We start from the raw sequence: 17,738 nt of genomic DNA, 5'->3' as shown, positions 1-17,738 counted from the left end.
GCGCAGTCCCTTGGAGCAGATGTACCCACACAAACCTGACTGCTGCTTGTGTGGGTACGCCGTGCCTATTGTTGCCCCGTTATAAATTGATCCAGACGAATGGCAATGGCTGCTGCCTGTGCCCGGGTGAGGACGCCTTGCGGATTAATGTTGCCTCCCTCTCCGCGAATCAGGCCCTGCTTGATCGTCAGCGCAACCGGCTTGCGCGCCCAGACCGGAACTGCAGATCCGTCCTTGAACTCGCCCAGAATGCGCTCCGCTTCCTGATCGGTCAGTTCCTCTGCCAATCCAAGCACACCAAGCATACGTCCTGCCATCGTCATGGCTTCGATACGGGAAAGAATCGCGTTTGGCTCATAAGCGCCGTTCTCCTTGCCCGTGACGATGCCCAGATCGGCAGCGATGGATACGCTGCGGCTGAACCAATCTTTCCCGGCTACATCGGTAAAGCTTCCTGCCGCAGGCCGGTTCAACCATCCGCCCACTCTGAGCAGAATGGTTGGGTATTCAGCCCGGGTGATCCGGCTATTCGGCTCGAAGCGCTCTGCGCTCTTGCCCAGGACAAACAGCTTCGCAGCTGCTTCTTTAATACTATGCTGGCCCCAGAAATCGTCTGTGACATCCTTGAACGGCTTTCCGCTGCCGCCAATAAAACCGATGCTGCCCGATCCGGTCAAATGAATCTTGGCATAAGTCTTGCCGTTGATCTGCTCCAGCTTCCAAGGAACGGTCGTCCAGCTTCCGCTCTCACTTCTTAGAATGATGGCCGAGATGTCACCGGCCTTAGCATTGCCCGGCACAGCAATCTGCGCATTCACATAAGGAAGGAAGCTTGCCGCTGGAAGATTGGTTGTAATCGCCGTACTTTGGCCTCCGCCCAGCAGCGAAGCTTTCAAGCTGTCCGCCACTTTCTTCAGACCGCTGATGGAAACAGCGCTGCTTGCACCAACTTTAATGTGAAGGTCTTCTGTCAGACCCTCCAGCTTATCAGGATCAAGCGCCAATGCTGCCTCCGGCAGCTCCACACGAAGCTTGCTTTTCTTGTTGCGGAGCTGCTCTACAATGCTCTTATCCACAAGCAGATCATAGCTTTCGGCCGTCGTATCCTTAGCCGATATGATCAAATCGGATGATTCTTTCACCGTCACTTGGTCGGCTTTCAGATGAATACGCACTTCATTGCCGGAACGCTCGGCCTTCACCTGCTGACCGTCCACGCTCACTTCGGCAGGACCTGTATTTACAACTGGTCCTCCGCCGCCGAAGCCGCCTCCTCCACCGCCGCCATTATTGCCAGGAGCTTGCCATACTTTCGCTGTCACCTTGGATGATACAGCAGTAGCTTGCTTGCTTTGCGTCAATCGTTTGGCGACTACTATGCTGTCGCCATCACTCGCGCTAATTTCACCGCTGTCAGGGAGCAAGCTCCAGCTGCTTAAGTCCTCCAGATATGCCGGAAGCGCAACATTCGTTCCTTTGGCAAATACTTTGTAAACAAGCTGCTGTCCATCCATATCTCCCGTCCCGCTTACCGTGAGCCTGGTCTTGCCCGGCGCATTGGCAATAGCCGAAGAGGCAGCGGTAATGCTGTCCAGCCCCTTCACAATCGCGAGCGTCATTGCATTCAGCGCTACATCTTCAGAGACTTTATAGGTGGCCTCGATGATGCTGCCGCCACTCACAAGCCCCGTCATCCGTCCTGTGCTTGTCACTTGTACGGAGCCGCCTCTTTGAACGGTATAGCTCAGACGCTTGTCGCCCGCAGGGATGGCAACCTCCTTGAATTTCGGCTTGCCGCCCGCATCCTTGCCGATGGCGAATTTCAGGACAGCCTGAATGGACTGGCTTTCTCCTGGCTGTAAATCTTTCAACTCCTTAATGATCAGCGCCGACGGAATTTCATAGCGGTCGTTGGAGATTTGCACGGCAGCTTGATTCTCATTGCCTGCCCCGTCAACTGCTGTAAATTCCAGTACTGCGGTCGGCTCGGCCGAAGCAAGCTCTACCTCTCCGTCAAATTTGCCGTCGTCCCCTACTTGAATCGGCTTGCCGTTGACTCTCAGACTCGCATCATTCGAGGTCGTACCGGACACTTTGATTTTTCCGTTCGCAGTGCGCTCTCCGGTCAGAGGCTGATCAATATACAGCACCGGAGCAATCGTATCAACGGTCAAATACAGCATGGTCACTGATTTGTCCCGAGTCTTCTTATTGCGAGCTACCAGTTCGATTGCATAAGGGCCATCTGTCTTGAATTGATCAAGCTTCAAGGTTCCCTGGCTGCCGTTGCCGCTGTTGGCAAGCAGCGTCTTCCCAAGCGATTCCTCCGCATAGAAAGCCTCGATCTCGATATCTTTCTGATCAGCAGTCAGCTTCAATATTTGCTCGGTCTTGCCGGTCAGCAGTTCCGTATGCGCGCCCGAGCCGGTCACCGTCCCGGAATCGGAGCGGATGCCAAGCACAGGCTTCTTCGGAACCGGAAGCATCTCCTTCGAGCTGATCGACCGCTCGGCAAAATGATAATTTTCATTCTGGTCCGCTTCCTTCGGCGGCTTATTGGCAGATGTGACACCTGCAATGTATTCCTGTCCGGTCTTAAGCCCGGTATACTTTACATCCTTCAGGTCCAGAACAGTACCCTCCAGACTTGAGGTATTGATCTTGTCCGAAGACGATGTGGCCGTCCAGCCGCCAATCAGAATGCCTTCGTAGCGACCGCTGGCGCTGTTCCAGTACGGGGCCAGTTCATCCGCCGTGAACAGCAGTTCGCCGAAGCTCTCCACCTTTTCCAGCTTGCCTTGCTTGTTCTGCAGCGCTTCAATCATATAGCTCTGCTCAAAGCTGTTCTGACCCGGCTTGCGGGCGCCTGGTTTGAAAGACAATGCAAACAGTCCGTTGCCTGCCGGCTCTATGACGACGTCGCTCACCTTCTGTGGTGCAAGCGGGTCAATAATTTCGAACTTCTCGGGTGAAGTCTTCGTGCCGAAAGCGGCATGAGATTTCAGTTCCGCCCGCAGATAGTAGCTGCCCTGTTGCAGCAGTCCGCGAATATCTTCCTGCCCCCCGAGCACGGATACCCTCGTAACATCAATGTCGGTGCTGCCGTTAGTGATGCTGCCGCTTGCCCCGCCTAGATGGTCAACAGGAATATCTTTTCCGATAAGCAATCCCGGCTCGCCCGGTTCCAGCACTTCCTCGCCGTTGGCCAGCACGGTCTTCTCCTGCGTCACCGCATCCTCAGCCAGGTACAGATTGACCGTATCTCCCGGCTGCGCGTTCTCAACCTGCCAAGCTGCCTTGAACTTGTTCGGATCATTGCTGTTCTTGATCAGCGACACATTCTTCAGCCCTGGCGCTACCGGTACATTCAGCAAGCGCGTCTCTACCGGCGTTAAGGATGTGAGCGTCCAGGTGCCACCTGATTTGACCCGGTCGGCAGGAAGGATGATATACGCCTTTCTTGTGTCGACGCCATCCGGCGAATCTGCCGCCAAAACTTCCTGCGTGAATGCATTGGCTTGCGGGTTCTTGTTGGTGTTGTCAAACACAATCGGATACAGCTTGCCGTCACGATCCTTCAAGGTAAAGTTAGGCATATTCTTCTGATCATACTGCATCTCAATGATTGCATTGCCCGAGACACCAGCCACTGGAATTTCATGAACTCTGCCGCCATTCTTCGTGACAATGCCGCCGATACCGCTGTTTACAGCGCCATTCTCCATTACGCTTACACCCTCGGCAATATTGCGGTAGACAACGCCTTGAGCAGCCTGCTCGGCATCAATCCATGAAGTTGCAACGGTCTCGACACCTTGTCCGATAACAAGCAGACGCGGCCCCTTCTCCGGGTCGTCGATAACGAGGTGGATCAGGCCATCCGGCAAATTCTCGCCGGAGGTGCCGAATTCGACTCCGCCGCCCCAGTAGTAGGTAATGCCCAGCGAAATGAAGAGCACGCCTACGCTGCCCCATACTTTATCGTTGTTCAGACCGAAAAATACGCTGGATAGCGGCATGCCGCCTACAATCGGGACACTGCCCGGAATTTGCACTTTGGCTCCGATATATCCCTCGAAATCAATGCGGTTCTTCTCCAAATTCTGTCCAACGAAGATTCCAGCCTTCCCGATAATGACATCCCAGCCGCCAATATCAACTTCCGCCGCTAGACGCACAAACCACGGCGTCATCCATTGCGCTTCCAGCAGCGCCTTGCTGAGCATTGGGAGGAGGTCATCCTTTTTAGGATCAGGCTTTAATGAGAAATCCATCGTCCCTTCTACTTTGAAGCCGGTTCGCTTCACAGTGAGATCGACCTTGCCAAAGAAATTCGCCGGTGAAATTCCGAATTTCAAATCGACACCAGCCTGCACCACCAGCGGGAACGGATCTTTGTCGCTGCCGCCGGCAATGGTATCTGCCAGCTCACGGATGGCTCCGCGGATGGCGGTCAGGTAGGTAGCTCCGCCAATCATGACGCCCGGTTTCCCCAAGGTCGTGCCAAAGGCAACGACATCGGGCAATATTCGGCCGTCCGCTACCTTTTTGAAGCCAAGCTCCGCCTGTACTTCAACGGTATTTTTCAAATCCGCCTTGAACTTGATGCCATACTGGTTGTCGATATTCTTCACAGGCTGCACATAATGCACGACGTTCAGCTCGCCGCTAACGCCTCCGCCGTCATCATCCTTGCCTTTCTTGTCCTTCTTGTCTTTTTTCGAGCCCAGAAGCCCGAGATCCTTATCCAACTCAAACTTCATGGACGCGTCTACGCCTACGAAGCCCTTCTCATTGAAGACGACATTTTTAACTTCGCCCTCGACCACCTTCAGCTTGATCGAGCCGCCAAAGGAGACGCCGCCCTCGCGCAGTATGAAATCGTTAAAGGAGAAGCCGAAGCCGGAGATCGAAAAGCTCGGAGCCGCGAACAAGCTGTGCTTGTTAAAATACACCTTCTCAATCATCACCTGGCGAAGCGGATTAATCCGGTCTCCGAGACCGCCGACCGCCCATTTCAGACTGCCGTTCAGACTGTCGTCCTCTTCGTTGCCGTCATTGTCTTTCTCTTTTTCCTTCTCTTCGTCTTCTTCCTCTTCGTCCTCGACCAGACTGTCGCCAACGGTCTTGTTGAAGCCGTTATAGAAATCAAGCGTCCACTCTCCCCGGTGGAAGACGAAACCGCTGCTTGCCACACTGAGCAAGCCGTCACCTTTTACAAATAAGGAATCGAAAAACGGCATCCGGTCATAGCCGTTCACCTTGCTTTTCACACCGAAAATATCCAGTTTGCCGCGGACAAAGACCATGTCCTTGCCTTTATAAGCGACGGCGTCGTTAATAATTGCAGGTTCCGTGCGGGTATCGACGACGGCCTGGAGATCCTTGCCCTCGCCCACTTCCCGGATCATGCCCCTGACGACAACGAGCTTCTCGCGTTTTGCGCCTTCCTCGCTCTCTTCATCAAAGAACTGTTCCATTTCTTCCTCGGAAGAGAACAGCTTGTAGCTATAGGCCGGCACTTCCTCCAGTGAATCCTCATCCAGGAATTCGTCCAGCTTGAACTTCGGATCGGCCGCCTTGCTCGCGATTCCGAATAAGGTCTTCGTCTGCTTGAAAGCTGTAATTGAACTGTATAAATCCGCTCCTTGCTTAAACGGCTCACCAGGGAACAAACTGTTTAACTCATCGAGCAGTTCCTGACCAGGAGCGCCGCCTGTTGCCACATGCTTCAAATCAACGGTTTGCTTGTAGAGCGCCATGAGACCCGCTTCTCTGATCCGTGATTTCGGATTGTCGGTGACCCTGAACAATTGACTGGTTGTAATATCATACATGGCAGCGATTTCTTTGTCCCCGCCAGTGTCCCCCTTGAAGTCAATCTGCACCTGGTACTCGCCCAGCGGCAGCTCCGGCCCGAGTCCGGCCTGAATGACATCACCCGCGGCGTTAACCAGTTCCCCTCCACGGTATGCGATCCGCATATCACCGGAGAAGCCGTCATCTGTCGGCTGCAAAATAACCGAGTCCTTGACCGATACTTTGTACCGCTTCCCGGTTGCCTTTTCCTGCAGATATAAATCGAAGTTGGGAGGCGTCGTTTCGTTGCCTGTATGGTAAGCTTCAATATTCGACAGGTTGACCGTAATGTACTTGATGTCCTTGCTGTACAGTTCCTTTGGCGACATCGCATATACATAAGTTGGGACCGCATTGCCGACAGCAGGAAGCAAAATAAAGTTTGCCTTGCTCGATTCGTATTGCGCTTTTATGTCCTCATCCTGAATGCCGTTCTGGTTTGGCTGGCCCAGCTTCGCTTGTGTTTCCGGGCTTTTGACCTTGAGCATGTACTCCCTCGTCACCGGCCATGGTCTGCCCTTGGCCTGCACTTTGAAAGCTACCGTTACCGTATCGCCAGGCTTATACTTCGGGATAATCCCCTGCGCTGCTTCCTCCGGGGTTGCCGGCTTCATGAACTCCAGCGACTTGCTGCGGAACGCCTCGGTTGCCACCTTGCCGTTCTGATCCCGTACAACCCGCCCCTGATCATCCAGCTTGACGAAGTTCAATCCGTTCTGCAAAGACAGCTCCACGTTGATTTTGGATTGCTCCATATTAAAAGAGGCAAGATTCTCGACCTCGGCAATAATATCAAAGACGCCTTCGTTCGCATAATCACTATTATCCGATAGGGTGGCAAGCTGCTGTACCGGATCGATATAGCGGATGGAAAACACTTGATTGGGCTCAATAATCTCGCCCAGCCCGTAGACGGTCTCAAACGTCTGTACCGCCTTGTCATTGAGCGCCCTTGGCAGCCAATAAAACGCGACTGCCGAGTCGGCGGTGCCATAGTCATTCGTATCGCGTGTAAAATCGAGATTCGGGTTCGGCTTGTAATCCCACTTCGTGTTCGCCAGTCCATTCCAGTGACCAACGATCATCTCGTCTACGAGATTGATATTCCCCTCGGCAAAATTATTGAAGCCGTAGGCAATTACGTTCGTAGCGAGCGGATCAGCCAAATCCAGATTGTCCCGCATTACCCAATAAGGAGGCAGCTTGTAGAACGCCGCATCCTCATCGGGAATGCCCAGCTTCTTCGGATCATGAACCAGCTTGCGCTCCACCATAAGCGGTTGCGTGGAGATGGTCCCGATCTGGAACTCTGGCCCGTCATTGCCCGCGACCATTGTATCAAGCAGAATCCGGCTGCCAAGCTGTACCCTTGCCCCGCTTCTGTTCACGACTTCATAACGGACATTGACGTTACCGGAATTTTTCTTGTCGGCGCTGTCTGAATACAGCATTAAAATCTGCTTGATCTCCACGCCTTTTATTTTCCACACCGTTTCGATCTGCTTCGTGCCGTTTGGATTGCTCACGATTTTTGGCGCGGTAATTTCCGAGAACAGCCCGGAAGCGAATTTATACGGATTGCCGAAAATATAATCGGTTCCGTCGATTTTAAAGGTCGTAAAGGAGGTCTCCGGATCGTCGCCGCGGAACAGCATATCGACGTTCTGGTCCTTCTTGCGGACCGGCTGGCCTTCCACGGTACGGATACCGAAGCGTCCCGTGCTGTTGTCCACCGTTACCTTGATAAAATCATTTTGCAGTACGGTCACCTTCGGTGCCGTAGCTGCCGCCGCAATCGCCTGAATGCCGCTTATATTGGAAGGAAGCAACAGGATAAGAGCAAGCATAAAGACTAGCGTTTTTCTCATCAGCAGCACAATTGTACCTCCTGTCTGTTGGTGGCAAATTACAGCTATTTGCTACAATTTGCCGCAATTTACAGCATAGCAACCGTCCGCCATCTCACAGGGAGATGGCGGACTTGTCTGGTTCTGTATGCTTGTCCACAAGTTCATGTGGCTACTTCGTCCTGGAAATAAAGAAGGTTGCGTATTCGCGCTCGCGTTCCTGATTTCGGACAATAATGGTGTACCAGCCTGCCTGAGGGAAAGTGACGGTAAATTTGCCGTTCACCAATTCTTCATAAGTAAGCTTCTTGGCAATATATTTCATCTGGCCTTCACGGTACAAGCCGGACTGGTACATCAGTTCGTAGGTTCCGCGTTCATTGACTTCCCGTTTGCCGCCGATATTCATCAGGTTGTGGCGGGAGATATTGAACGTTACCGCGTTGGTATCGAACAATACAGATTCGCCCAGACCAGCGGAAATGAGCGCCCCATTGCCGAAGATCAACATGCCGTCTTCGCCAATTACGTACACATCCTGAACAATTGTGGAAGTATTCCCCACCTCGTCAGTCGCCGTATAGGTGACCTGCTGGCGTCCGGTCTTGCTAAGGTCCAGAGCGCTGATGGATACTTTAATATTCTCCGGCTTGGAAACATTGTCCGTCACCGTGTACCCGCCCAGGTCCGTACGGAAATCAAAATTTTTCTTGTTCTGCACTACTCCGGCCTGCGCCTGCTTCAGCACCAGTTCGGGCGCTTTATTGTCAAGTCCCTGTACGGTTACCGGAATGCGGTTCACATTGCCGAGCAAATCGGAGATTGCAATGATGGTCTGGCCTTCAGCGGAAAAAGTTCTCGCATAAGAGAAGCTTCCGTCAGCCTTCGTAATCTCATTGCTGTAAGCACCGCCTTCTACAATCGGGGCCATTCCTGCAAATACGCGGTTAGGCTCGGCGGTCTTCCCGGTAAGCGTCACCTTGACGCTGCCTTTGGCATACTTCCTGCCGTCAATCGTTGCGATTTTAGCGGGTGGTACCGGATTGCCTTGCTCATCGACAAAGGTGTACGCAATGTTATCGGGAGCAGGCGCTTCCGCTACAATGCTGCTCACCTCTTCTTTGAGCACGGTCGTATTGCCAAACAAATCCGCTACGATAAACTCCAGTGTCCCGTTGCGCTCTATAGAGACAGCAGGCTTGCTGTTCAACACAATAAAGTCTTTGGCCAGCGCGTCTTCCTTCTGCACTTCGAGCGTGACGCCAGAGGACAGTATGACGTTGCCGTTATGATCCCGAATCGTACCGAAGGTCCGGCTGCCGTCCGGACCATAATTATAGGAGCGAACGAGTTTTACCCGCGGCCCTTGTTTGTCAATATTGGACACGGTTGCTGTAGCTGTCCCTGTATTTCCTGCCTCATCCTTAAATTCGAAAGTAAAGGAGCCGTTTTCGTTAAAGATGTATACGTTGCGCCCCTGGTTGTTTGTAATCTGCACCGGCTTGGAGGTTCCAAGTTTGACCGTGACATTGCTATTCGTCGGTCCAGTGATCAAATACTCGATGCTTCCAACGGGCGTGTCGCCGTCAATACTGTTTACGACAGCGTAAAGCGTCTCTTTCCGATCAGGGTTCGCGGTATCCGTCAGGTCAAAGGCGTAATAGCCATTCTCTTTCACCGTAAACGTATTGCCCTTGCGAATCAGAGGCGCCGGATTAACGGCAGACGTTACAATCTTAATGCCCAGCGGCGCCGCAACCTCGATATCCACCCCGCGATTCGGGTTCACCGGTCTTGTCGTATGAAGCGTCGCAATGGCGTACACCGGCTCTACTGGTGACAGTGTACCGGCTCTCAGCGGCTGCGGCTCACTCATCTTGCCCCCGGGAGTCCGGTATTTGACCATAATCTGCTGGTCGGCAACCGTTCCTGCGGGAACCTTAAGGGAGGCAAAATTGGTATATGGACGCCATTTCCCCCAACTGACCCCGTAATCCGGCGACAGTGAAAATTCATAGCCGCGCTTATCCACCGTATCCAGACTCAGCTTGAGAATTGCCGTATAGCCGTCCTGCTCGTCCCCATGTACATAGATCAGGTCAGACTGGGAAGCCGCCGGCTCTGTATCGCTGCCTCCTGCCCGGGATACCTTGAACGTACCGGTTGTCCCTGCAAGCGCCCGGTTGCCTGCGCCGTCTACCGCCAGCACATGCAAGCGGAAGTCTGCGATTTCGCCCGGTTGAAGGCGGGAGGCGTCTATAGCAGCCACTCCCCCTTCGGGGAGCACTTCCCATAGCGGAGAGCTCTCGTCCGGTGCAGCCTCTCCATCCCTGACCCACTGGTAGCGAACGGAAAGTCCCTGCTTGCTGTATGGCTCAGTAACCGTTACTTGCACTTCCTGCGAATCCAGCGGGTAGGCGACACCACTTTTGCTGAAGGAAATGGCAGGCGGTTCATTATCGAAATAGTAGGCTTTGGAATAGTAATAATACCGTTCACCTTCCTTGGCCATCAGGTGCAAATATTGGATGCCGTTACGGTCTGGATCGGCGGGAATGAGATAGTTATCCGGGTCATCAGGAGAAATAGTCAAATCCGTATAAGCTCCCACGGATGGCCTGGCCGCGCTTATGCTGTATGCATAAGCAACTTTCTCCGGGACAATGCCGCTAATATAGAACCGTACAGCATGGCTCTGCGCATAATTCGGATTGGCCTCGGTTACAAATTCGGCATGGACAGTCTGTTCCGAATTGACCGTTACCGGAGCTTCCAACATCGTAATGCCTTCATTGCCCGCATGATCCGAGGCCTTGATGTACAGCCAATATTGTCCGTCTTCAAATACGTTGTTCTGTGTCGCAAATCTGGCCTGAGTGCCGGAAATCACTGCAGGACGCCACTCAATATCGCTTGGCTGGCTGCCATCCTTCACCCACTGATAGAATACCTGGTCAACACCGCTGTGCTTGTCATCAATAACAGCTTCCACCTGTACATTGACACTCTGGTCGCCCGTCACCTGGCTAAAGACAACATCAGGCGCTTTATTGTCCATCTTCAGTGTGGTCACTGCATAGGTCCAGTTGGAATCTTCCTGCTTGAAGTTCGAGAGCGGCCAGACGGCTGTGTCTCCGTATTGTCCGACAGCCTGCATAGCCTTGTTATTGGCGTAAAAAATCTGCTCCGCCTCGGGCGCATTCGCCAGCTCGGCTTTCCAAGCCTCGTACTGGCCAGGGTTATCGCTGATATAGCTTTTCATCTTTGCATATTGCATTAGTTCCCTGGCTGAATCCCAAGTCATATCAGCAGTCCATGCGTGCAAGTACCACTCTCCGCTGCCTTCGGCAGTGAAGGCTTCAGAAGGCGGTGCAATCAGGTTCGTCTTGTTGTTCGTGACCTGAAGCTGCACATTCGCGTATTCCCCCGGGTACAGCTCTTCTGACGGCTGCTTGGCGGACAATGCGTAGCGCTTGATCGCCGCGAACTGGTCAGCCCCTTTATCTGCAAAAGGATTATCCGGGCTTTGGCTCCACCAGTAGTAGACCAAGCCGACAGACGGCGAAGCCGGTCCTGTCATGTTGGACGGGCGGTAAATCCCGCGGCTCGGCCGCTCGGTTCCGCGCTGGCTCGCATCCGGCTCCAGATGTGGAATTTTGACGGGTGGATCATTGGCGTCAATCGTTACCTTGCCGTTTTTACGATAAATCAGGTCAGTAGCTCCATCCGCTTCATAACGGAATCCGATGACCGGCTTGGTGTTATCGATAGACAGCTTGGCCCAGTCGATCGTCGAATTCACTAGTGATTCGTCCTCGCCGTTCTCATCCCGGTGCAGCCCCTGGTAATTGGCAGGCTGCATGAGTATGTTGCCGGCATAGTCCTGGAGAACACCCTTGTCGGAGTCATCCCCCTTCTGACTATTGCTAAGCGCAATCACCTTCAACAGCGGCGTCTCATCTATCAGTTTGTCCGTCACGTAGGCTCTGAACAGCCATTTATCGCTGTTCTCACCGGAGACGTAGTGAGCTTTTATCCCGTTGTTAAGGAGCAGGTAGGTATTGGTCGCTACATAGCCCTTCCTCACGACCGCTTCTTCCGACAACTGCAGGCTGAAGTCGATCACGTCATTGTTATTCAGCGTCATGCCTGTCAGAATTTCCGGCTGAATGCCGTTGCCTGCCTTCGTGTACTTCGGCGCTACAGCATCGACAATGACTTTAAAGCCGCCGTTTTTGTAATCAAACGGGTTCACGGTCTTGGACTTGAGGTAATCGAGGCTGGCCGTGCTTGCCTTGCCTGGAAAGTTCGGCCTTACCGCATTCCCGGCTGCATCAGTCAGAACAGCATCCTTCAGCTTCTGCTCCATCGTCTGGTCGATTGGCGAGCCATCCGAGGTTCCGGTAATTTTGGGGTCAAGCGGAATATTGCCGCTATGATGATACTTGGCGCCTATGTATTGATATACAATCCTGCTGTTCAACTCTTTCAGACTCGCTGCGGAAGTATAAGTCCGGTTCTGCAAGTATTGCTGCTGCCCGGCTGCCGGAAGCCCCGTTCCTGTCGGATTCACAAACAGCGGGTGCCTGAGAAAATGCTCATAGTAACCGGAGTTTAACGCGGTAGGTCTAACAGGCTCGCTGAACTCATAAGCCAGCGTAATATTCTCGTTGGCCTTGACATACAGCTCCTCTTCACCGGTATTGGGATTCGTGCGCTCCGCCCCGTCGCCGGTAAAGGTGTAGCCCGTCATGACCGGCGCTGTCACATCCTTGAATCTGAAGTAAAGCCCCCGGACTCCTGACCTCTCGTCCGTGCTGTCGCGAATTCCTTCGATAGTGACTCTAATCTTTGTCTCCGTTCCCAGAACCCGGGTTATGCTTCTCGGCCCTACACCGCCATGGTAGGCTCTTTCATGAATCTGGTTCACACCGCCGATGTCAATCCAGGCCTCTGTGCCCTGGTAGTCCTTGTCCAGGCAAATGCCAAACACGCTCCTTGTACATTCCTCTATCCAATCCAGAGCACTCCAGCCGACCTGAACCTCGGCATGACCGCTGGCGGCAAGCTCTTTCAGATAGCTGTTCTTGGAAACATCAAGCTCGAATACAGCTACTGATCCGTTGGTTGAGAATGTGTCACCGGCGCCGAAATCTATCGTTACATCTCCGGATTTGGAATAGGTAAAGCCGTCTTTCTGAGAATTGAAGTTCACAACGGCGTTCGTCGCTGAATACGTCTGGTTTCCAACGCGAACACCGTTCCCGAAAAATACTTCGCGGTCCTCCCCGGCCGCCTGCGCCACGCTGATGAACATACCCTGCAGCGGCAACAGCAGCGTGGACAGGATCAGCAGTATACCCAGCAGCCTGTGTGTCTTGTGCTTTCTAAGCAATACTACAACCTCCCTTAAAAATGCTGAATAAATGTATGAATAGGACTTTTAACCCATGTGCAAACGGCTTTGTCGTACTTTGATAAGCAAAAAGCTTCATTTCGCTTGAAATATAAACGATTTATAATGGCAATCTATAAATTTTTATATTTGAATACCTTCCAGCATTCAGCGAAAATCGACAATTATCCACCTTTTGCACTAGATTTTCGACACCGATTCAAGTATAGCAACTAGCTCTGAGCAAATTCTGAGCAGATATTGTTCAGAACGGTTCAGAACGGTTCAGAGTGTGGGGTAGTATAATTCTTTAGAGTCATTCCGAATTTATCGGAATAGAAAGCAGTGACAGGAAGCTGGGTGGTAGACGAAGGATTTTGTTTGTTATAATCGGTTTAAACAAGGGAAGCGGAGCAGGAGAAAGACAGATTGCCGTAGATGTCGGGAGGGATGGGGTATGCGTAATAAGCTGTTGTTGACAGGCACTGCATTGCTGGTGGGATTCGGGATTTTTGCAGGCGTCTATTTCTATTATTTGCCTAGCCAGATGGTCAACCGATATTTAACAGACTTCAACTCGTATTCGGACAATAGAACGTTGTATCCCAATGAGATTTCCAGATTTCTCAGCTTCCATCAGGTTCATAGCCTGCCCTCTCCTTCTGTGAAACTGAAAATTAAAGATAGCGCCTTCAACTCAAGGGAAGTGCTGGCCAACTTTGAAATCATAACGTACGCAGGAAAAAAGCAGGTTGCGGATGTGTACTATGGAATGCTTGCCTTTTCTATGGTTCGGGATCAACTAGATTGGAGAATTGAATCGGTAAAGGTTGTGAGAGAGATGGGGAAGGCTGGACGATGAGCTTGGGTCGCGGAAATACTGTATATCAGGCAGCAGCAGCCCCCAGGTTTAGTACGCCTGGGGGCATTGCTATGATCGATTATCCGGCATCCGCCGTGGTTAAACTCCACTTCCTGACAAACTGGTCTATCCGCTCCAGCGCCCTGTTCAGTTGCTCTGGCGCCACCGAGTAAGAGCAGCGGATAAAGCCCGCCCCGCCTTCACCGAATACAGTGCCGGGTACGACGCCAACGCCTGTTTCCTGCATGAGCTGAATCGCAAATTGTTCAGATGTCAGCCCGGTACCCGCTATAGAAGGAAAAACGTAAAACGCGCCCTCCGGCAGATGACAAGGCAGACCGATATCCTGCAATCCTTGAACAAAGCTGTTTCTGCGCTGCTCGTATGCAGCGATCATCCGATCCTTTGCCTCTATGCCATTGCGCAACGACTCCAGCGCTGCGATTTGCCCGATTGCCGGCGCGCACATGGCCGTATATTGATGAATTTTCAGCATCGCTCCGATGAGCTCTCCCTGCCCGCAAGCATAGCCGATCCGCCAGCCTGTCATGGCGAATGCTTTGGAAAAGCCGTTGATGACAATCGTCCGTTCCATCATGCCCGGCAACGATGCAATGCTGACATGCTTGCGTCCATACGTAAGCTCACAGTACACCTCATCAGACAGCACAATCAGATTATGCTCTTTGATAACCTCGACTACCGGGAGCCAGTCCTCAGCGGTCATGACAGCGCCTGTCGGGTTGTTGGGGTAATTAAGCATTAAAACCCTTGAGCGGGGAGTCAGCGCTGCCTTCAAGGCTTCCGCCGTGAGCTTGAATTGGTCAGCCGCCGATGTCGGAATCGGGACGGTGCTCCCTCCATTAATTGCAACAATAGGAGAATATGCAATATAGCTCGGAACCGGGATCAGCACCTCGTCTCCCTGGCAAATAAAGGTCCGCAGCGCCAAATCAACAGCCTCACTCGTTCCCACCGTAACCAGCACCTCGCTGCCCGGCTCGTAGTGCAGTCCCCAGTTTTGCTCCATATAGCGGGCAATTTCCTCGCGCAGCTCAATAATCCCGGCATTCGAGGTATATTTCGTAAAGCCCTCATTCAAGGCACGGACGCAAGCTTCGCGAATATGCTCTGGTGTCACAAAATCCGGCTCGCCCACACCAAGCGAAATGCTGTCCTCGCCCTTCATATCGAAAAAAGCGCGTATTCCCGACGGCGGTATATCCCTTACAAGCGGTGAAATCCATTCGCTACCCATGGCTCAGCACTCCCTGATGCTCTTTAGATGATTTGGCTAAAGACAATTGTATAATTCGATCAAGCAAGCTGCTGTAACTCATACCGGCAGCCTCAGCGCTTTTGGGCAACAGGCTCGTTCTCGTCATCCCCGGCAGCGTATTAACCTCCAGTACATAGGGAATACCTTCTCGCAGGATGATATCCACACGAGCATAAACACTGCATTTCAATGTGCGATAGCTGCCAAGCGCGGCGGCACGGACCCGGGTATGAACATCATCTGGCAAGTGGACGACTTCTTCTACCGCCCCGCCTTCCTCATATTTGGCTGAAAAATCGAACCACTCTGACCCGCTCGCCTGAATGCGAATAATCGGCAGCAGTTCTCCATCTATAATGGCACAAGTGATCTCGTCCCCCTGAATAAATTGCTCAATCATAACCTCTGTATCCCAGCGGAAAGCATCCTCGACTGCTGCTCGCAATGCTCCACGTTCCTTAACAATATGGGTCCCGATGCTCGAACCACCGGAATTCGGCTTAACGACGACAGGATAGCCCAGCTTCTCTACCGCTTCGGCTGAATAATCACTCATACTGCTCCAGCACAGCCAATCGGCGGTTGAGATGCCGTCATAGCGAAGCAGCTTTTTCGACAAGTCCTTGTTCATGCAAATACTGCTGGACAGCACGCCGCTGCCTGTATACGGGATACCCATGGTTTCCAATGTTCCTTGCACCGTGCCGTCCTCCCCATAAGAGCCATGCAAGGCTAGCAAAGCCAGGTCCAGGCCTTGTGCTTTCTCAGTCAGGTCCTCGCGGCTTGTAATTTCAACAGGGATGATCTCATATTTACTCCGGTCAAGCTGATCCAAAATGCCTTTGCCTGAATGAAGCGATACCTCACGTTCTGATGATACCCCGCCCATAACAACTCCGATTTTCATGTTGCGCACCTCTTATCCCAGTAATGTTTTAGCTATCTCGCCAATCAGCTTGATTCCTTTAACAATATCTTCGTCCGCCACGCGGGAGAACCCGAGCCGCATCGTATTTTTACCCCGGCCATCCGTGAAAAAGATATCCCCCGGCGTGAAAATGACGCCCTGCTCCGAGCACAAATCCAGCAGCTTCCGGGTACTGAAACCTTCCGCAAACGTCACGAACAAATGCAGCCCGCCATGGCCGGAAACTTCCGCATACGGAATATATTTTTTGGAGCATTGCATCGTCAGTTCATATTTCCGCTTGTATTCGGCGCGCGCTCTTTTCAAATATTTCTCCAGGTTGCCGTTATGCAAATATTGGAACAATATCGACTGATCCAGGGTAGAAGTGTGAATCGTTCGCGCTCTTTTGATGCTTTCCAGATAACCGATCAATTGCGCATCCCCAATTACCCAGCCAACCCGCAAGCCCGGGAACAATACTTTGGAGAAACTCCCCAAATAAATGACGTTGTTGCCGCTGCCCGCCGCGGCCATTAACGGTGCAACATGCGCTCCGCTATATCGAAGTTCCTCATTGAATCCGTCCTCAATGACCGGAATCCGATACTCGCTCATCAACCGCATCACTTCCTGACGCTTCTCCGGCGACATGACAATCCCCGTCGGATTATGATAGGAAGGCACCAGATAAGCGCAATCATAGGCTTTCGTAGATAGCGCCCGTTCCAATTCTTCGATATGAATGCCATCATGTTCCATAGGAACACCGGTAATAGCGAAGCCATGCAGCTTCAAATTCTTGATTGCTGTATTATGGGTCGGGTTCTCGCAGAGCACTCTACCGCTGCGCCTTCCGAGCGCTGACAGCACAATGTCGATCCCTTCTGTAAAGCCGTTGGTGATCAGAATGTCCTTGCCCTTCAAGTCTACGCCCTTATGCTCCATATAGCTGAGCAAATAATCAATCAGCGGCTTATAGCCTTTGGCATAACCGTAATTGAGCAGCACATCTCCTTCCACATTCATCCGGTCCATAAATGCGCGCTTCACATTGCTGAGGTCAAACAGTTTTTCATCCGGTGCAATACTTGTAAACGAAATAGCCCCCCGATGCGCGCTAATACCATGTTTCATCAGGTCCAGCTTCTCAGCCATGCGAGCGTGATCGCTAATACGGTCCTGCCAATCAATCCGCAGCGACTGGGCTGCCGTTCCGCCAGTGGAGGCTGCAACATAGCTGCCCTTGCCCTGAACTACATAGGTGAAGCCGTCATCCTCCAGCTCGGCGTAGGCGGAGATAACCGTATTGCGGCTTACCTTCATCAGCGCACTCAGTTCACGGGTGGAGGGCAGCTTCTGATGAGGCTGCAGAGCCCCTTTTATAATTAAACGTTTCACGTAATCCTTCACTTGTATATAGACCGGTCGATCGTCTACCGGCTTAAAGTCATTAAACATCCGAACATCGCCCCCATAGCTATAATGTCATACAATGAGACATAAAAAAAGAACCACTTTGCCGGATTTTTCATTTGGCTGTGGTTCTGGGGAGTTTCACTTTTAACTTTCAAACTTCAATATGATAA

Annotated in this window: 6 protein-coding genes; 1 reads left to right on the top strand and 5 read right to left on the bottom strand. The window is 52.2% G+C overall.

What is annotated here, in order from left to right; all coding sequences use genetic code 11:
• Window positions 1–65 precede the first annotated feature (65 nt).
• Complete coding sequence (locus JFN88_RS15300; RefSeq protein WP_233167903.1) at window positions 66–7,727, bottom strand: S-layer homology domain-containing protein; 7,662 nt, start codon at window positions 7,725–7,727, stop codon at window positions 66–68.
• Between the two features lie 151 nt (window positions 7,728–7,878).
• Window positions 7,879–13,101 carry a DUF5011/hyalin repeat domain-containing protein gene (locus JFN88_RS15295; protein WP_199020142.1) on the bottom strand — a complete coding sequence of 1,741 codons (5,223 nt, stop codon included), beginning with the start codon at window positions 13,099–13,101 and terminating at the stop codon, window positions 7,879–7,881.
• A 457-nt stretch (window positions 13,102–13,558) separates the two neighbouring features.
• Between JFN88_RS15295 and JFN88_RS15290 the strand changes: the two genes are divergently transcribed.
• Window positions 13,559–13,963, top strand: a complete 405-nt coding sequence (locus JFN88_RS15290) for a hypothetical protein (protein ID WP_199020141.1) — start codon at window positions 13,559–13,561, stop codon at window positions 13,961–13,963.
• 79 nt (window positions 13,964–14,042) lie between these two features.
• Here JFN88_RS15290 and JFN88_RS15285 read toward each other — a convergent pair whose 3' ends face one another.
• The 3 genes from JFN88_RS15285 to pdxR are packed head-to-tail and all read right to left on the bottom strand — an operon-like array spanning window position 14,043 to window position 17,610.
• Complete coding sequence (locus JFN88_RS15285; RefSeq protein ID WP_199020140.1) at window positions 14,043–15,221, bottom strand: aminotransferase class I/II-fold pyridoxal phosphate-dependent enzyme; 1,179 nt, start codon at window positions 15,219–15,221, stop codon at window positions 14,043–14,045.
• The gene (locus tag JFN88_RS15280; RefSeq protein ID WP_199020139.1) at window positions 15,214–16,149 is read right to left on the bottom strand and encodes a D-alanine--D-alanine ligase; all 936 of its coding nucleotides are present in this window, start codon (window positions 16,147–16,149) and stop codon (window positions 15,214–15,216) included. The genes JFN88_RS15285 and JFN88_RS15280 overlap by 8 nt, the downstream gene beginning before the upstream one ends.
• Window positions 16,150–16,161: 12 nt before the next feature.
• A complete protein-coding gene (pdxR, locus tag JFN88_RS15275; RefSeq protein ID WP_199020138.1) occupies window positions 16,162–17,610 on the bottom strand; it encodes a MocR-like pyridoxine biosynthesis transcription factor PdxR in 1,449 nt (482 codons plus the stop codon).
• Window positions 17,611–17,738: the final 128 nt, after the last annotated feature.

Source organism: Paenibacillus roseus, assembly GCF_016424485.1.
Taxonomy (GTDB): domain Bacteria; phylum Bacillota; class Bacilli; order Paenibacillales; family Paenibacillaceae; genus Paenibacillus_D; species Paenibacillus_D roseus.
This window is presented reverse-complemented; position numbering and strand designations above follow the sequence as displayed.

Bases quoted from the DNA above. Each gene is read 5' to 3' on its own strand.
- pdxR (WP_199020138.1), bottom strand. From the start codon at position 17,610: ATGTTTAATGACTTTAAGCCGGTAGACGATCGACCGGTCTATATACAA.
- JFN88_RS15285 (WP_199020140.1), bottom strand. From the start codon at position 15,221: ATGGGTAGCGAATGGATTTCACCGCTTGTAAGGGATATACCGCCGTCG.
- JFN88_RS15290 (WP_199020141.1), top strand. From the start codon at position 13,559: ATGCGTAATAAGCTGTTGTTGACAGGCACTGCATTGCTGGTGGGATTC.
- JFN88_RS15280 (WP_199020139.1), bottom strand. From the start codon at position 16,149: ATGAAAATCGGAGTTGTTATGGGCGGGGTATCATCAGAACGTGAGGTA.
- JFN88_RS15300 (WP_233167903.1), bottom strand. From the start codon at position 7,727: ATGAGAAAAACGCTAGTCTTTATGCTTGCTCTTATCCTGTTGCTTCCT.